At 44.6% G+C, this 16,864-nt stretch carries 14 protein-coding genes and 1 pseudogene; 1 reads left to right on the top strand and 14 read right to left on the bottom strand.

The features are described 5' to 3' along the window. Positions 1 to 490: 490 nt before the first annotated feature. The 8 genes and pseudogenes from B3N33_RS07590 to B3N33_RS07560 all read right to left on the bottom strand — a co-directional run bounded on the left by B3N33_RS07590 (position 491) and on the right by B3N33_RS07560 (position 8,488). The gene (locus B3N33_RS07590; protein WP_292592803.1) at positions 491 to 1,336 is read right to left on the bottom strand and encodes a carbohydrate ABC transporter permease; all 846 of its coding nucleotides are present in this window, start codon (positions 1,334 to 1,336) and stop codon (positions 491 to 493) included. After that, entirely contained in the window at positions 1,329 to 2,219 is an 891-nt protein-coding gene (locus B3N33_RS07585; protein ID WP_292592802.1) for a carbohydrate ABC transporter permease, read from the bottom strand. The genes B3N33_RS07590 and B3N33_RS07585 overlap by 8 nt, the downstream gene beginning before the upstream one ends. A gap of 64 nt (positions 2,220 to 2,283) precedes the next feature. Further along, positions 2,284 to 2,811, bottom strand: a complete 528-nt coding sequence (locus B3N33_RS07580; RefSeq protein WP_292592800.1) for an extracellular solute-binding protein — start codon at positions 2,809 to 2,811, stop codon at positions 2,284 to 2,286. A 37-nt stretch (positions 2,812 to 2,848) separates the two neighbouring features. Beyond that, positions 2,849 to 3,232 (bottom strand): annotated as a pseudogene (locus B3N33_RS13040) (extracellular solute-binding protein); the annotation flags it as partial. Positions 3,233 to 3,575: 343 nt separating this feature from the next. Next, positions 3,576 to 4,343, bottom strand: a complete 768-nt coding sequence (locus B3N33_RS07575) for a sugar isomerase domain-containing protein (protein WP_292592798.1) — start codon at positions 4,341 to 4,343, stop codon at positions 3,576 to 3,578. 11 nt (positions 4,344 to 4,354) lie between these two features. After that, positions 4,355 to 5,215: an ROK family protein gene (locus B3N33_RS07570; RefSeq protein ID WP_292592797.1), complete on the bottom strand. Its 861-nt coding sequence runs from the start codon at positions 5,213 to 5,215 to the stop codon at positions 4,355 to 4,357. A 4-nt stretch (positions 5,216 to 5,219) separates the two neighbouring features. Further along, positions 5,220 to 5,957, bottom strand: a complete 738-nt coding sequence (locus B3N33_RS07565; RefSeq protein WP_292592795.1) for a GntR family transcriptional regulator — start codon at positions 5,955 to 5,957, stop codon at positions 5,220 to 5,222. 338 nt (positions 5,958 to 6,295) lie between these two features. Beyond that, entirely contained in the window at positions 6,296 to 8,488 is a 2,193-nt protein-coding gene (locus B3N33_RS07560; protein ID WP_292590638.1) for a hypothetical protein, read from the bottom strand. A 653-nt stretch (positions 8,489 to 9,141) separates the two neighbouring features. Between B3N33_RS07560 and B3N33_RS07555 the strand changes: the two genes are divergently transcribed. Beyond that, positions 9,142 to 9,828, top strand: a complete 687-nt coding sequence (locus tag B3N33_RS07555) for an MrcB family domain-containing protein (protein WP_349682157.1) — start codon at positions 9,142 to 9,144, stop codon at positions 9,826 to 9,828. A gap of 54 nt (positions 9,829 to 9,882) precedes the next feature. Here the strand turns inward: B3N33_RS07555 and B3N33_RS07550 are convergent, their stop codons facing one another. The 6 genes from B3N33_RS07550 to B3N33_RS07525 form a co-directional block, all read right to left on the bottom strand. Further along, positions 9,883 to 10,026 (bottom strand): hypothetical protein, encoded by a 144-nt coding sequence (locus tag B3N33_RS07550; protein ID WP_292590636.1) that lies wholly within the window; start codon positions 10,024 to 10,026, stop codon positions 9,883 to 9,885. A gap of 106 nt (positions 10,027 to 10,132) precedes the next feature. Beyond that, the gene (locus B3N33_RS07545; RefSeq protein ID WP_292592793.1) at positions 10,133 to 11,989 is read right to left on the bottom strand and encodes a beta-galactosidase; all 1,857 of its coding nucleotides are present in this window, start codon (positions 11,987 to 11,989) and stop codon (positions 10,133 to 10,135) included. Further along, entirely contained in the window at positions 11,986 to 12,804 is an 819-nt protein-coding gene (locus B3N33_RS07540) for a carbohydrate ABC transporter permease (RefSeq protein ID WP_292590632.1), read from the bottom strand. Before B3N33_RS07540 ends, B3N33_RS07545 begins: the two co-directional genes overlap by 4 nt. After that, positions 12,801 to 13,673, bottom strand: coding sequence for a carbohydrate ABC transporter permease (locus tag B3N33_RS07535; protein ID WP_214060908.1), 873 nt, complete (start codon positions 13,671 to 13,673; stop codon positions 12,801 to 12,803). The genes B3N33_RS07540 and B3N33_RS07535 overlap by 4 nt, the downstream gene beginning before the upstream one ends. 422 nt (positions 13,674 to 14,095) lie before the next feature. Next, entirely contained in the window at positions 14,096 to 15,313 is a 1,218-nt protein-coding gene (locus tag B3N33_RS07530) for an ABC transporter substrate-binding protein (RefSeq protein ID WP_292592792.1), read from the bottom strand. Between the two features lie 15 nt (positions 15,314 to 15,328). After that, the gene (locus B3N33_RS07525) at positions 15,329 to 16,279 is read right to left on the bottom strand and encodes a LacI family DNA-binding transcriptional regulator (RefSeq protein WP_292590629.1); all 951 of its coding nucleotides are present in this window, start codon (positions 16,277 to 16,279) and stop codon (positions 15,329 to 15,331) included. Positions 16,280 to 16,864 lie beyond the last annotated feature (585 nt).

Genomic DNA, 16,864 nt, shown 5'->3' with positions numbered 1-16,864 from the left:
TCAAAGGGATAAAACGCCATCCCGATATTGGTAATCACGTCGTTATATACGCGGGAGCTACGGTCCTTGGAGGGAATACGGTAGTCGGAGACAACTGCGTAATCGGAGGTAATGTCTGGCTTGTTCATTCGCTGAAGCCGGGAGAAAAGATCTACAGCAATCCATAATTCTTTGCAGATCATCAGGAAGAAATGATCGGTGAGATTTCTGAGAATCCTCCTTTGCTCTGAACATGGGTTATCACAAAACACCTATTCAAGAATAAGTTGCGCTATAGTCTGGGCTGATGATCTCTCAACATTCAGTCGAGATTTTAGACGCGAAACAGCAACGCTCTTGCCAAGTTGCCCTTACAGACTGAAAGTGTGTGGCCTAACCTTTTTGTATATACTTTCACAGTTATTGCGATACCATATCATAACCGGCTAAGGTTGAGAGTCTCTCTTAACAACTCGTCGACAATATCCTTCATTCCTTGATTCGAGAATCCTCAGATTCCTCCGAAACCGGTCATCACTATTCCCTTAACATAGTATCTCTGCAAGAAGAGGAACAGTAGAATAACGGGCAGTATTTGAATAACCATTCCGGCCAGGACTAGATGCTGGTTTGCAAGACTACCAAATGAAAGATTAAGCTTCGCGATTCCAACGGGGATAGTTGTAAGTGAAGGGGTGAAAGAGGTAACGATCATCGGCCACAGGAAGTTGTTCCACTGAGCGACGAAAGTCAGTAGGACTAACGTGGCCATCGCAGGAAGAGAAAGTGGTACAACAATCTGCATGAAGATCCTTATCTGCGACGCACCATCCATCCTAGCACTTTCGATGAGTTCCGAGGGGATGTTCATGATGAACTGTCTCAGCAGAAATATGCCATATCCGCTGACAGCAAATGGCATGATCAATGCTAAATACGTATCAACCCAACCGATCTTAGTCAACAAGAAGAAATTTGGAATCAGAAATAGGAAATTCGGAAACATCATGGTCGCCAGTATGAACCTGAAAAGAACCTTCTTCCCGGTGAAATTCATTTTCGCAAAGACATAACCGCCGAGCGCGCTCGTGAAAGCGACCAACAAAGAGATGCTTGTGGCCACTATCACGCTGTTAAGAAGATATCGAAAGAAAGGCACCCTCTTGAGTACAGCCGCGTAGTTGCCCCATTGCGGAACTGTAGGCACCAATTTGGGCGGTACTGAGACAAATTCGCGAACAGTCATCAGAGAAGAAGATAGAAGCCATAGAAAAGGGTATACCATTATGAAACCCGCTGCAGCAATCAAAGCGTATTTTAATACTGCACTTATTCTCCTCTTCACTCGATTATGCATAGTAACTCTCCATTCCACCCTTCCTAAAGGATCTAAGGGCCAACAGAGTTGTGAAGAGAGAGATGACGAATAGTATTACTGAAGCTGCCAATGCTTTTCCCATCTGCATATATGAGAAGGCCGTGTTGTACATATATATCGACACCAATTGGGTGCTTGAAGATGGCGCAGCTCCTCCCATTATGTAGATCAGATCGAAGGTCTGCCAAGCGTTAATTAGACCTGTTACAAGTAAGAATAGAGTAGTCGGTTTCAGAAGCGGGAGAGTAATGCTTATAAAGGTCCTGAACTTCGACGAGCCATCAATCCTTGCTGCATCATAATACGAAGAAGGTATCGAGTCAAGCCCCGCTGTTAAGATAAGCATTGGAACTCCAAGGCCACTCCAGATAGCAACAATCATTATTGAAGGCAGAACAAGTTTCGGATCTGATAGCCAAGCTTTGCCGGGGATACCTAGCCAGCCCAAAGTATGGTTAATCACACCATAACTCGGGTTATAAAGATAACTCCAGATCTTTCCAACTGCGACTGCAGGTGTTATCATCGGAGCAAAGAAAACAAATCTCCACACTGCTGATCCCCTTACCTTGTAAAGTGCCATAGCGACGAATAGTGCAAGAATAACGCTCGCAAATGTGACAATAAGAGCAAAGACAACAGTATTCAAAAGGCCCGATCTGAACATCGGATCAGAGAATAGACTCAGGTAGTTGCTAAGGCCGACAAAGGGTGCTCCGATCGGTGAGACAAGCATATTCCAGTCTTTAAAAGAGATCAGAATTGAAAAGCCTACAGCAAAGCAGAAGAAGACTGCAAAAAACAGAAGTATTGGACTTAAGAACAGATACGCTGTAAGGTTTTCTTTGCCTTTTCTTGTCACACTAACACCTCCGCACAGATCAACGAAGAATAGAGGTGGGGGCTGGCCCCACCTCTACATTTCATCAGTTAGCAGAATGAAGGATGGAGTTTATTTTCGATGCAGCATCCTTCATAGCCTGCTCAGGAGTTTTCATGTAGTTCATTGCAGCTACTATTTCGTCCATAATCGTTTTCTTTATCTGATCTCCCTGGGTTACATTTGGTTCTGAAGTAGCTACATTAAGAAGTGATACATATTCTTGTAGATCTACTAGCTGGGATGTGAAGTATGCAAGATCACTTTCATTAGGCGGGATAACGCCGATAACCTGTGCGCCAAGTTCTCCGGCTCTAGTTACTTTCGGGGCAGCTTTGTATTGCAGAGCAAACCAGTCAAGGAATTTCCAAGCCTCTTCCTGGTGCTCAGAACCACTATGAACAGCGTAGAAGAACGTATAGGCCGAGGTTGCAGGTTTGTCCAGATAAGGGATAGGAGCAATACCGACAATGTCTTCGTACTCGTCTCCAAAAGCTTCCTTCAAATAGGAGACATACCATGGTGCTTTGATAACCATTGCAACATTCTTCTGGGTGAANNTCGTAAAGACCACCTGCAGTATCCGTTACTCCTTCTTTGAAGAGATCAACAATAGCTTCCATAGCACGAATTGCGGCTTGGCTGTCCAGAAGTGATTTCGTTAAGTCGTCGTTGAACGGAGCTCCTCCAGCGCTGTAAAGAAGTGCAAAATACGGATGAACTATGTCACTTACAGAACTCTCCTCTAGCATTGGAAATGCGAAGCCGTATTGTGAGATGACTCCACGAGAATCCTTCTTTGTTAGTAGCTTTCCATATTCAACTAGTTCTTCCCATGTCTCCGGCGGCTCATACAGACCAACTTCTGCAAACAGTTGCTTGTTGTAGATTAGGGCATAAGTATTTACTTCTGCCGGAATTCCCATTATTGTGTCACTGATAGTTGCTCCCTGGACCGAAGTTAGTGAGAAATCCGACTTAACTCTTGATGCAATATGTTCAGGAGCAACAGCAAGTACTTGTGAGCCGACTAGTTGTACTCCCCNNCCATGTGCCCTACGAGTATTTGTTGCAGATAGTTGCCAAAAGGAACTTCTCTAATCTCAATCTTAATACCGGGGTTTAGGGCTTCATATTCTTCCAGATAATGCTTTAGTCCAGGATAAAGAAGGTTTCCGCTTTTGTCAAATATCCCGTTCACACGAAAATCCGACCAGTGAGTCTGGAACACGAGGGTGGTCTGCGAGAACACAACGGACACAATCAAAACGAATAGAACGAAAATCGTTTTCTTCATACTCTCTCCTCCTTTGTAGACAGTCAACCTTCTGACGCCTACTACTCATTAAGTGAATGAGCAGAAATTCTCTTGTTATGTTCGTCGAATATCTCAAGATTATGACTAACTCCGTAACCCTCAACATTCGGAGAAACAAAGATTTTCAGGTCATACCCCCTTTCGTTGAGAATCTCCGCAGTCTCAGATATCATACACATAGTGATCACTACGGCTGCTACAGTTGAAATTGCCCCAACCTTCGCTCGAATTCCTTTCAGTTCAACAACAGCATCTTCAGGCGGGACACAGTTATCAATCAGTATATCTGCGATATCTATCAGCTTTCTTCCGGATGAATGAGTAGCCTTTGCAAGCTGCTGGTTCGATTCGGAAGTGACAGCTACGACATTTACCCCTCTACTCTTGCCAAATAAGGCTGCCTCAACTGGAGCAGCGTTCAATCCACCATGTGAGTAGATAACCATGACATCGCCCTTCTTCACGGGCTGATAACGCAGGAAGCCATCAACCACGAAATTCTCCTTGCGTTCTATTAGCAACAACCCTGGAGCACTCGAAGGGCCTGTGATGCTCCCCCACATCAGTCTTGGCTCCATCAGGGCATTCAGACCAAGAAAACTGCCATATCGCGGGAAAGCGTCCATTACCGGAATGACTGAGTGCCCACTACCAAAAAAATGAACAAACCCTCCTTCCAGAATAGAGTTCGCCATCATCTCAGCTGTTTCACCTATGGCTTTTCCTTGTTCCGATTCGATACTGTCTACCAGTTTCCTTACTGCAGAAAGATAAGCAGAAATAGCCATCAATATACCTCCTACGCAGTTTGTTTTCGTTGCATGAGTATTGTCGTTCCAAGAATCTGAGCATCCTCCCCGAGATTGCTTAGGAGAATTTGGGGGATAGGAACCATGGGGCTTTTGTGGCTTTCAATAGACCTTAGTGCTTCATTCTTCAAAGATCTCCATCGCCTTCCAATACTACCTGAAAGCACTATTCTCTCAGGATCAGTGCTGTTCAGAAAGCAAGAGATGAGCTTTCCGAGATACCTTCCTGCCCTGTTAACGACTTCAGCTGCTTTTGGAGCGCCTTGTTCTGCCAGAGTGAAGATCTCGTAAGCGGGGAGTTTCTCGCCCGTAAGCTCCTCATACTTCGATGTGATTCCAACGCCGCCGACCAGATATTCAATTCTCTCTTCATCGAATCTGAGCCAACCAGCGGAACCTGCAAGTCCGTTACTTCCCTCAATTACCATTCCATTTGACACAATTCCCATTCCTACTCCTGTTCCAATCGAGATATAGAGAAAATCCCTGACTCCTTTGGCTTTGCCAAATTCCATTTCGCCTATAGCTCCAGAGACCCTATCATTAGTAACGAACAAGTGGTTTTCATCCAAATCTAGTAGATCGAACGGACACACAAGTTCTGTACCGAAGAGATTAGGAATCCAGATTCTCTTGCTCTTGAGAAGATATCCTCCCGCAACAGAGAGACCGACCACGTCCGCCGTTTCCTCTCTACTGAGAAACTTGCGGCAGCTTTCTTTCAGTATTGCTCGAACACCCCCAATATCGTCAGAATAGCTAATGCGCTCCTTAAAAACCACAGCCGGCGTTTCGTCTACAAGACATACTCTGGTATTGGTTCCTCCAATATCAATAACAAGTCTATTCAAAGAATCACTTCCTCAGATGGATTAGGACAGAGTACTTATCGCCTCTTATTATCGATTCAGTATATTCGATGGCTTTTCCGTCAGCTCCTCTGGAGATGCGTTCAACATAGAAGCCCGCATATGGAAACTCGACTTTGAGTAGTTTGCAGTCCGCTTCGCTGATAATTATCGCTGTGTAGGTTTCATCAGCAGATACGAATCTATACCCGTAATGATTTTCTACAAGCCCATAGAGGGATTCGGTAAGGTTTTTCTTAAGCAGGTCAGGGAAGAGTTTTTCTGGGCAGAAAAAGGTTTGAATTCCTAGTGGGCTCATGTCCATTAGGCGAAGTCGTTTGATCCTTATTACCTTTTCATCTGGAGTGAGGTCGAAAATCCGTGCAAACTTAGAACCCGAAGCTTCAACTCGAGAATCGAGAATCTCACTGCCGACCTTAGCCCCCCTAGCAGTAAGTTCCTGACTGAGACTAGTGAGTTTTCTGGGGCCCTGTCTAATTCTGGGATCCATGACATAGGTTCCTTTGCCTTGCCTCTTGAGAAGAAAGCCTTCAGACACCAGCTTTTCAACAGCCTGACGAACTACAGCAAGGCTCACCTCATACTTTTTGCAAAGCTCTTGCTGATTCGGAATCTTATCGCCTGCAGGCCACCTATCGGTAAGGATGTTGTTCCTGATTATCGTTGTAAGCTGTGAATGCAATGGTTCCGTAGAGAAAGCATCAATCCGTTCATCTTCACTCATCTTGATCACCACTCAACATTATCATTATAATGATTATAATGCCTAATGACTCTCAAGCAGTAACCGTTTCTCATCTACCTTAAATGTATCAACGACCATCACCGGCAAATAATGATGAATATCTTCCGATTTCGATGTTATTCAAGCTCATTCTTTTGGAACCTTTTCCTTTCTTGTCTCTTGAAGAGGTAATCAAGAAGATATTCACCCCTTAAACTTATTGAGAACTTGGAGGAGAAACAGGAAATGAGTATAGTAACGATGAGTATAAAGAAGAAGAATAGAAGCAATGCTTCTGAGAAAGATGGCACTTTCGGGAACTCCATTGTTTTAATTCATTAGCAGCTAGAAGAGTCAAGGTTCCTCGGCGTATTACTACTCCTCACTTCATCAAAAACCTTCTGCACTTTCTTCAGCCATTCCTTTCCGCCCCTCAGGTTAAGCCAGTCCCCTCTGAACTCTTCTGCAAGAGTCAGCGAATCGACTCTTTTCTGACTAGTGAGGTTGCCTCTTTCTGCTTTCTCGAAGTCCTTCTTATCGTTTCCTTCTTCCTCCAGAAGATACTTGATAAAGTCAGGGCAGTGGCGAAGAATGTTCAGAAGAATCTGTTCCGCTATGTCTAGCTCCCTGTAGGCATAGTTCTTCAGCGCCAATACTGCAAGAGCCTTCGGATGGCCACTGTGGTTCTTAAACTCCATTGTTTTGGCCAATTCATCGAACATTTTCAGTCTCCAGCACACAAGTAATTTGCTCGCCAAGAGGTAGCCGTAATCATCAGGGCCGAAAAGGGGAAAGACTTCTTCGATAACCCTCAGTGCTTCCCTGTAATCCTTCCGGTCGATCAAGCTATCGACATAATGTTCGATGACTTGCAGGAGTTCGGTGTTGGATGGGCTCTCTTCGTTCTCTATAAGTGATGCCCATTTATCCTTTTCAACGATATCGTGAAGCACGTTCAAAGCGAGCTCTCCCACACCGTGAAGGAGCTTCTTCAGTTCGTCAGTTTCTCTTGTGGAAAGGGAGAGAAGTGTATTCATGAATTCGAAGTTGAACCGGTACTTCTTGCAGTAAGCTACCATGGTATCGAATGCATGATCGATATCGTTCTGACTTATCGCTGAGTTTATCAGCGTATACATTGGCACTCTTGAATACTCAAGACTGCCGGTCTTCTCGAACAAAATGAAATTAGGTTCCTTAATCGATTTCAAGTTCGAAATTACACCATCAATTGCCGTTCTATTAGAATACTCGTCTGCCATATGTTCATAGATCACATCAAGATCACCGAAAGAATCCCGAAGAAGAGATAGGATCAAAGGCGGATCTGGTTTCTCATCTGTTATCTCAGAAAACTTCTTGCTGAAGAGCTCCTCGTCTTCAAAGTCGTATTTCATGCATAACAAGAGTCCCGATCGTACAACTGCGATTGTTGGCTCCAGTGTCTTCAGATATGCGACATACTCTCCCACACAATCAGTTGCCTCATCCTTGTCCAGGAGAGCGCTCGCAATAGCCATATTGGAGAACAGGGAAGCCTTCTTTTCTATCCCTTTCCAAATATTCTTCAGTCTATCGAAAAGTTTGCTGAAATCATTGCACACGACAACTTCGTAAAGAAAACCGTCTCTCGACTCGTAGCTGGAGGAATTCAACATAATACCGAGTTCAGAATCAGTCATCGAAGCGAACATCTTATTGATAATCAGTTTTGCCCTTGCTTTTTCTTCCGTCTTTCCACCTGCTGCCATGCTAACCGGCGCCAACAAGATATCCCCAAACATAATGTGAGACAGGCTCTTTATGAACTCAGTCACCTGATCCAGATTCAGTTTTCGATTCCTTATCATAGCCAGAATCGGGAACTGCGAGCTCAAATAACTCTCAACCGACGGTAATCTAAGTCCTACTGACGAACCCATAGTATCGGGCATCGAGTATGATGCCAGTACAGAAGGAACAATCTTTCTCAGGTCTTCCTTTAAGGAGCCCTCGAACTGCTCAGCATCTAAGTTTTCGCAAATGAAAGTCGTCAATTCATTACCCCAAAGGTAAATAGGAATATAATGCTCACTATTCACGAAATGTCTGAAAAGCGAGAGATTCTCTCTTACAAGTCCTCTAGATTCTTCGCGGTCTTTCTCTTCGAATAGGGAAAAGAATCTCTTCTTCAAGTCTCTTTCTGATTGAAAACTCTCTTCTTGACCGGGTGAAGTTTCCTCTGCCTCATTCAGGGTGCGAAGAAGATCTTCGAGAAGGATCTTGGCTATCTGCTCCTTGACAACATGTGAAGTAGTCTTGTCTGAAAGCATAAGACCGGCAAGATAACCCCTGAAGAATCCGTTGCTCATTATCTTTTCCAGGGGCATGTCCAGAAAGAATCCATCCTTAAGTCCCTTCGCAAGCTCGATTGCTGTGCTTCTTTCAAAGAATGAGTCAAGCCCTTCGAGAGTACGATATTCAATATAGGAATTCCTGCTCATCTCCAGTGCCTCCGCCAGGAGGGTCACCTTTACTGTCTCTCTATCCATATACCACCTCTAGCATGTTTAGTAGAACATAATAAATTAATCATCGTACGTTTTCCAGCGTTATGCAAAGAGATGAAGAAATGTGAAAAAAAACAAATCGCTGGATTAATTGATCTACCCCAGCCCTGCTAAATCAACCTTCTCAGTTAAGCAGAGTCTATCCATGTATAGGAAAGCGCTTTTCTACCGACTAGAGATCACTGAAGTGAACAGTAGTTCTTATGCTCATATTGGGAGGAAGCTTCCTCCAGAGATCTCACGAATCTCTTTTTCGAGGGAACACTTCTTTTCAATCCATTGGATATTGATCTTCAGCCCTCGGATGATTCCTCCGCCTCTCAAGCTCTTAGAATTTGTTTGCTGCAGAATATAAGTACCGGTAATTGCAGAGAGTGAATCCCTGAAATTGCAGAGGAGAATTCCCTGTTAATGCAAGAGCCATTGCAACTTCCCCCGGAATTACCTACCCTTGTAGTTAGGACACTATGAGGGGAGGAACAAAGGAGGAAAGCGTTTACTCCCATAGGGAGGTTGTTCTAGGGAGTCCCATTTTCATTGGGAATCGGAACAGTTGTGGTGTAGGCTCTAGTTAGCCGGATAGTCTCTCGAAACGTTATTGCTCCATGCGTGGGCAGTTATCATAAGGAGGGCTTATTCAGGAAGCTATCAACCGAATCCTCAATAAGTATCTCATCGAAAAGCACAAAGAGTTTGCACAGAACAAGCTTGCACACTTTCTGAGAAGTGATGTAAGCGCCATGGTTCAGGAAATGGTGGACTCGGAGTACCCTGATAGGTTCAAGGTATCTGCGTCCCCCGGACAGGGGCAGTGGGCAGAGATTCCCTGGATAGGTGTTTTCGACAAAGACATAACAGAATCTCCTACACAGGGTTATTTCGTGATGTACATTTTTACTGCAGACATGTCGGCCGTCTATCTCTCGCTGAATCAAGGCTGGTTATTCTTTAAGGAAACGTTCGGCGCAGAGGCAAAGCAAAAGATTTCTATAGCAGCGGAAGCCTATAGAAAAGTGCTGGGGCAGGAAGAGAGCTTCGACTACGATAGCATAACCCTGGGAACAGATAGAGAACTGGGAGTCGCTTACGAGTTGGGTCACATTTACGGAAAGAAGTATGAGAAGGGAATGGTACCAGGAGATGAAACACTTAAGAGAGACTTGCTGGGAATGATTGCTCTCTACGAGAGACTCAAAGGAGTAATCGGCACTGAATTCCCGGAGGAGCGGATCAAGAAGATTATCTTCGAACACGAGAGCGCTTCACAAGCATCGAATGATGCCAATATGACCGATGTGAAGAGAAGTGAAGATGAGTCTTAATATGCCCCCAAAAGTGAGACAAGTATAAAGAGAAAGTGTTGCATAAAGAGTGTCTCAATAGTGATGATTCACGCTGCCGATCTTGTTCTCTTCAGGCTCGCCCACGCTCACGATCACATCGAAACCGCTTTTTCGCGTTCCTTCGACTAAGCTCGAATGAACGGCGAGAGTGCCATCGTCCTCTACCGCCGATTTCATTTCCTTCTCAAAGATAATGTATGAGTAGCACGAAAACAATCTGGTCCCAAGTTGTCACTCGAAGGATTGTTCATCACTTGGCCTTTGAGAGCGTGCTTTATACTGATCAGAGTTTCCTGACCTCGTATTCCCTGAGGGTATGCTCCTTCCCGTTTAGTTTTATCATTGTAACGTGCGAAAAGGGATTCAAAAGAATTGTCTGCGATCCATCCTTAATGATCCTCCCCGATTGCTCCACTCTCTTCTCCACCCCTGCTTCGACAAGCAGTCTTTCAAGAAACCCGGTGTCCGGGATAGAGCTTAAGTAGTACTTGTTTTCACGCTTTATTAGTGCTGAACTGCCCTTATATGGGCCGTCCAAGTAAACTCCCAGTATCTCGCAGTCATTCGCAGGGAGGATTCTTTCAGCAACAAAAGAGCAGGAGAAAATCTGGCCAGCGAAAGATATGCTCACAGTCTCTTCTATACCACCTGCATCAATGACCCTTATACCAATAAGTTCGTTAAGAAAGCTGTCTTTGCTTTTCTTTATGAAGTTGTGACAATCTTTTTGGTCACTCATAGCCGTGAAGAAGACTCTCCCCTTGAATACCTTCAGTTGGTCGACAAAACTGCTTTCAAGCTTGAAACTCGAAGGAACGAAAGCAAATGAATACCCGTCCAAAGAGTCACCTGGAAAAACGAAATCAACGTTGTAACCGAGACTCCTGATTGCCTTGTAAACTGGCAAAATCGCATCGAGTAAGAGATCAAATCTATTGTTAAGATTGTCTGTCTCGTTTATCCAGAAATTCTCATAATCAATATAAACAGCCGCTTCTCTCTGCGGAACGACCACGCTCCAATCTGCCAGTCCGGCTATTACTTCTGAAAAGGCTTTTGCGCGTTCAGTTGGATCGCCGTCATAGTCGATTAGGCCTGTGTGAAACTGCTCCGAACCGAACGGCAATTGCCTGAACCTGAAAATCAGTGAACCAAATGCTCCATGGGCGAAAGACTGCTTCACCCAAAAAGAAAGCTGATCAGCACTGTGCCAAGTGTTCACTGAACGCCAGTTTACCCTTCCGGGTTGCTGCTCCATTACGAGAAAAGGCTTCTTTTTGAGAGAACGCATTAGGTCATGGTTAAGCGCCTGAAGATCCGGATCATAATCCTCCGCTATGTAATTGTCCCAAGATACGAAGTCGATGGAGTCTGAAAGCTTCTTATAGTCGATCTCTGTGAAATTGACCATAAGATTGTGAGTTATTGGCGCCTCGCTTTTTGGCTCAATGATCTCTCTCTGCAGATTATGATAATCAATCGCAGAGTCAGAAGAAAACCGCCTATAATCTAGTACCAACGAGGGATTTGGAGATGTAAGGGTTCTTCTGGGAGGGTCTATCTCTTCCCATTTATTGAATGTCTGACTCCAGAAGACTGTCCCCCAGGCTCTGTTGAGGTTCTCGATGGAACCATACTTTCTCTTAAGCCAATGTCTGAATGAAGTGGCACAGTTCTCGCAGAAGCAGACCGTGGAATTATGACATCCGTATTCGTTATCGATTTGCCATGCGACTATCCTGGGGTCTCTACCAAAGTGGTCTGCAAAAGCCTCAACAATCCTTGCCGTTTCCTTGCGATAGATAGTCGAGTTGAAACAGTAATGCCTGCGACTGCCGCTGGCGATCAACAATCCGTTGACATCCCTCTGAAGTATCTCGGGAAACTCCTTTATCAGCCAGGGTGGAGGCGTGCAGGTGGGAGTCCCCATTATAACTTTTATCCCTTCTGAATCGAGAAGATCAATAACTTCGTCAAGGACAGAAAAGTCTATTTTGCCTCGTTCCCTTTCGATTATGCTCCAGGAGAACTCTCCTATGCGTACCACGTTCATTCCCATTTCCCTCATCACTTTGACATCTTCTTTCCAGCGCTCGCGAGGCCAGTGCTCTGGATAATAAGCCGCTCCAAACCATTTCATCCTTTAACACTCCCAACTGTAAGTCCTTCTATGAAGTACCTCTGGAAAAGAAGAAAAACTACCAGAGGAACAACTGCTGCAATTATAGACCCTGCAGCCATCACATTCCAGCTCGTAACCCACTGACCTTGAAGATTGACAAGGCCCAAGGTTACAGGCTTAAACCTATCGCTTTGTATAAGTATCAGAGACCAAAGATAATCGTTCCAGATCCATGTAAACTCGAGAATCCCCAGAGCTGCCATAGCAGGTACCACGAGAGGCAAGACAATTCTTCTGTAGATCAAGAAGTGACCCGCTCCGTCAATCATCGCGGCGTCGAATATGCTTTCAGGTATTGTCTTCATGAAGTTTCTCAGGAAGAACGTGCAGAACCCAAGCTGGAACGCAATATGAAAGAGAATTACACCGATATAGCTATCGTAGATTCCGAAAGACATCGACATACGATATACGGGTATCAAAAGCATCTGAAAAGGAATCAACATACCGCCGACAAAGATCATCAAGATAGTTTTGGAAAGCTTGAAATCGTACCATGCCAGCGCGAATGCGCCCAGACTAGAAAGGAATAGAGCGCCAAGAACGGAAGGTACGGTAATTATGAATGTATTCACGAAATACCTACCCATATTCGCGTCATTCCAGGCAGTTGCATAGTTCTCAAGTCGAACTTCTTTTGGCGGTTCCCACCATCTTCTTCCTAACATGAGTTCATCCATGCTTTTCAAAGAAGTAAAAGCAGTTATGACAAAAGGCATTAGCCAGACAAGAACGAGGAGGGTGGCAAATATGTAGAAAAGGGTCCTCTTCATTCGTTTTCGACCTCCCTTTTCAACACGTTCCGCATATAAACCACTATGAACACCAGGGTGATAAGGAACTGGACAGTAGCAATAGATGATCCATAGCCCATCCTGTAATTGTTGAATGTCTTAATATACATGTAATTTGCCATGACAGACGATGAATAGAAGGGTCCTCCACGAGTCAGAACATAGACGATATCGAAGGCCCTGAGCGAATCGATAACGCTTACTGTGACAGCCACTATGGTTGCAGGCTTAAGCATCGGAAGCACGACGTTCCAGAATCTCTTCCAAGGACCAGCGCCATCGACCGTGGCAGCTTCGACCAGTTCCTTCGGAACACCCTTAAGCCCGGCAAGAAAGAGAACCATAGCATAAGAAATCTGCCTCCAAGACGCTGCCATTATCAATGAGTAAGTTACTATGGAGGGATTGCTCAACCATGAAACACCTTTGAATCCGAGCAAGGCCAAAAAACTGTTCAAAACGCCGCTTCTTGGTTCGAGAATCCAGGACCAGATTTGTCCAATCACAACGAACGAAAGTGTCATAGGGAGGTAGATCAGTGTCTTGTACACCTTATTTCCTCTAAAGCCTTGGTCGAGCAAAAGAGCAATTCCGAGCCCGGCAGGTACGCATATCAAAGCAAATCCAATCAGCCACTTAATGTTGTTTACTAGGGAAACAATGAAATACGGGTCCCTGAACAACTCTCTGAAGTTGTCCAGGCCAATGATTTCCATAGACATTGAGACCCCGTCCCAGTTGGTAAAACTGAGAAGTAGCGTACTGATCAAGGGATAAATGACCCATATAGAATACATTGTGAGAGGAAGGGCTAAAAAAGCCCAAGGAACCCATCTTCTGCTTTTCATTGTTTCCTCCAAACCAAGGTAATCATTGCTCATATCTTTCTCTTGAAGCCTATTATCTAACTTACGATTTCCATGCGTGTCCTCTCTGTTTCAAGACCCTACTTTCCATGTTCCCCCCCGCAACTGACTCCTGTCTGCTTGCGTGACTGTGCAGGTAAGCAGAGAGAAGTGCTCAGAGAAACACGTAGATGTCTTGAAGTCAAGATCTAGTAACTTTTCTGATCTCTTGACAGTAGCTAAGTCGTTTTCACAAGCTCCACTGTCCGCTAGCCCTAAGTACAGATCAAGACAACACTATCTGATACAACTGACAGCATGCGATAAACATGTCAGTCTTCAAGAACGATGACGTACTTCCTGACTTATCGTAAATAATAAGGACATGAAGGGCGGCTCTTCACAAACCGCCCTTCATGTAATTCTTACTTGTAGATTCTGTTTCGTTCGTTTTCGAGATTCTTCAGGATTGTGTCGAGTCTGGAAGGGAAGGTCATGAACTCAACAAAGCCATTCATTCCGGCATTAGCCATCTCTGGATCGGTATCTCGATCATAGAACTGCATTACTCCATCAGATGAAAGTATCATTTCCAGGCCTTTCTTGGAATGGTCGTCCGGCGCAGGAACATGCTTGTTTGCAGCCAGTCTTCCCAGTTCTGTAGCAAAGTATTCTTGCGCTTCCTTCGAAGCTATGAATTTGAGGAATGTCTTTCCTGCTTCTTTGTTTTTGGCATTGGCTGGCATCATGAAGCCATCGATTGGTGTATCCTCAAACAAGCCGATATTTCCGTCAATTACAGGGAACCTGAAGAAGTCAAGATCCTCCTTCACGCCGGCTGGAGCTACATCCTTTATGAACTGTCCCATCAGATACATACCTGCTTCACCCGTGAAAAGATAGTTGGCAGCTTCCTGCCATGTGTAGGACGTTGCATCCTTTATGAAATACCCATTATCTACAAGCTGTTTCCAGTATGCAAAAACCGCCTTCATTCCGTCATCCGTATATGGGATTTCTCCATTTGTGAGCTTAAGTGCGTACTCGATTCCGTTTACTCTCATGTTTAGATAATCAAAGACCCCTGCTGCAGTCCAGAGATACTTTGTTCCTATAGTTATCGGGATCATGTTGTTTGTCTTGAGAGTCTCGCAAACGTCAAGGAATTGTTTCCAAGTGACAGGTACGGTAATCCCAAGTTCTTCGAAAACAGATTTCCTATAATACACACCCCACCAGTACCACGATTGCGGCAGAAAGTAGATCTTGTCTTCGTAGCTGGAAGCGCTCACAAATGCCCTTGGAAAATCTGCTTCAAAGCCATCTTCAAAGATATCACCAATTGGTTCGAGGAGATCCTTGCTGGCGAAGTACCTCATTCTCTCACCTGCAAACCAAGTGACAACGTCTGGTGGATTGGATGAAGTAAGCCACGTTCTGAGGAGAACTTTGAAGTCTTCATGAGCAAATGTGTTAACAGTCACATCATAGTCTGGGTACATAGACTCAAACTGTTCTACCAGTTCCTCAAATACCCTCTTCGGTTCCGGGTCTGACATGTAGGAATTAACAACAAGTTTCTGGACTCCCAAACCAACCAAAGCAATTGAAACAAAAAGAACAGCCAATAAGACCCTTTTCATTTCGCCACCTCCTATTTATGCGCTCTTGCGCAGTATGAATTCCGGGGTGAAAACCCTTTTTCTAACATCTTCACTCAATATTGTTTTAAAGGCTTCCTCCACCATGCTGCGAATCGGAATTCTTAAAGTTGTTATGCCTGCTATTTCTGCCATATACACATCGTCATATCCAATTACTTTGACGTCTTTTCCGACTTCAGCTCCTCTTTCCTCTATAGCCCTAATGACACCCATTGCCATCATGTCGTTGTAGCAGAAAAAAGCTTCGGGAAGCTTGGGCAGTTCCTTCACTGTTCCGTAAGAAGCTTTCCAATCAACTTCACGATACAACACTCTCTCTTGTCGTACGTCTCCAAAGCCCTTCAAAAAACCCTCCATTCTGCCTCTAGTAGTGAACTTTCTCGGATTCCCCATAATCAACACGACATCACTGATTCCGACACTCCTAAGATGGGAGCCCGCCTTTGCAGCACCGGCGATCTCATCGATAGAGACCTCGGAAATCAAATTATGCTCAAAATGAACTCCAAAGGACACCACATCAGTTCCCGAACTGATTACATCTACAAGATGAGAACTCTCATATCCTTCAGGAGCAACTACAATGGCGTCAACCTTGATATCGAGTAGAGACTTCAATGCCTTCTTCTCCTGGTCAAGTCTCTTGCTCGTGTCCGACACAATGACTGCCATGTTATTCTCTTCTGCAAGGTCCTCGAGGTCCCCAACTACCTGCGAATAAAAGGGGTTTCTAATATCGGAGACCACAATCCCGATTCTCCCAGTCTTTCCACCCCTGAGAATTCGCGCATCTTTGTGAGGCTCGTACCCAAGCTCCTGTATTGCACTTAGTACTTTGCACTTTGTTTCATCGCTCACTGAATCCCTGGAGTTAATCACTCTAGATACAGTCATCATTGATGTGCCCGCCTTCTGTGCTACTTCTCGTAAGGTGGCTCTCTTCACTACTTATCCCCCTTTATCGTGTTAACGTTAACAGTTAACGTTAACATTATACATTCTGTAATCCAACTCGAAAAACGTGGAAATCTCTCCTCAAAACCAAAGAGGGGCACTCTAGATCGAATATCTGCAAAATGCTCAGTTAGACGCAAAAGAGCGATGCAGGGTTAAGCGAGCAAGAGGTGAGTCAAATTCTTGCGCAGTTACCATAACTAGGTTTCATATGCAGAGAGAAGCTCACCTTAAGAGAAAAAGAGAGCGAAGATGTCGCTTGGCGTGAATCCAACGAAACATAAATACTACCTACTTCTTTTATTCGAAGCGACACACTGTACTATGAAAGATATGTTCTTCTCTGGTCACTGAACGCTGTGAGATGCTCTTCTCTGTTGACCGTCCCAGATCATAAACCCGTTCACCGAAATGATCAATCGAGAAAGACCACTGTCGAGAGGATCGCTTCGCTTGCGAGAAGACGAGAAGCGAAAATAGGGACTGACAGGTTCCTTATGTCTGTCCCATTTTTCGCGGGAAGAACAGTTGTTTTAGCTTTTGCTTTTATAACATGCAGCGTGACACTTGCAACTG

Source organism: Mesotoga sp. UBA5825, from assembly GCF_002432955.1.
Lineage (GTDB): Bacteria > Thermotogota > Thermotogae > Petrotogales > Kosmotogaceae > Mesotoga.
The sequence above is the reverse complement of the archived record's forward strand: the minus strand, read 5'-3'. Positions and strand labels throughout refer to the sequence as shown.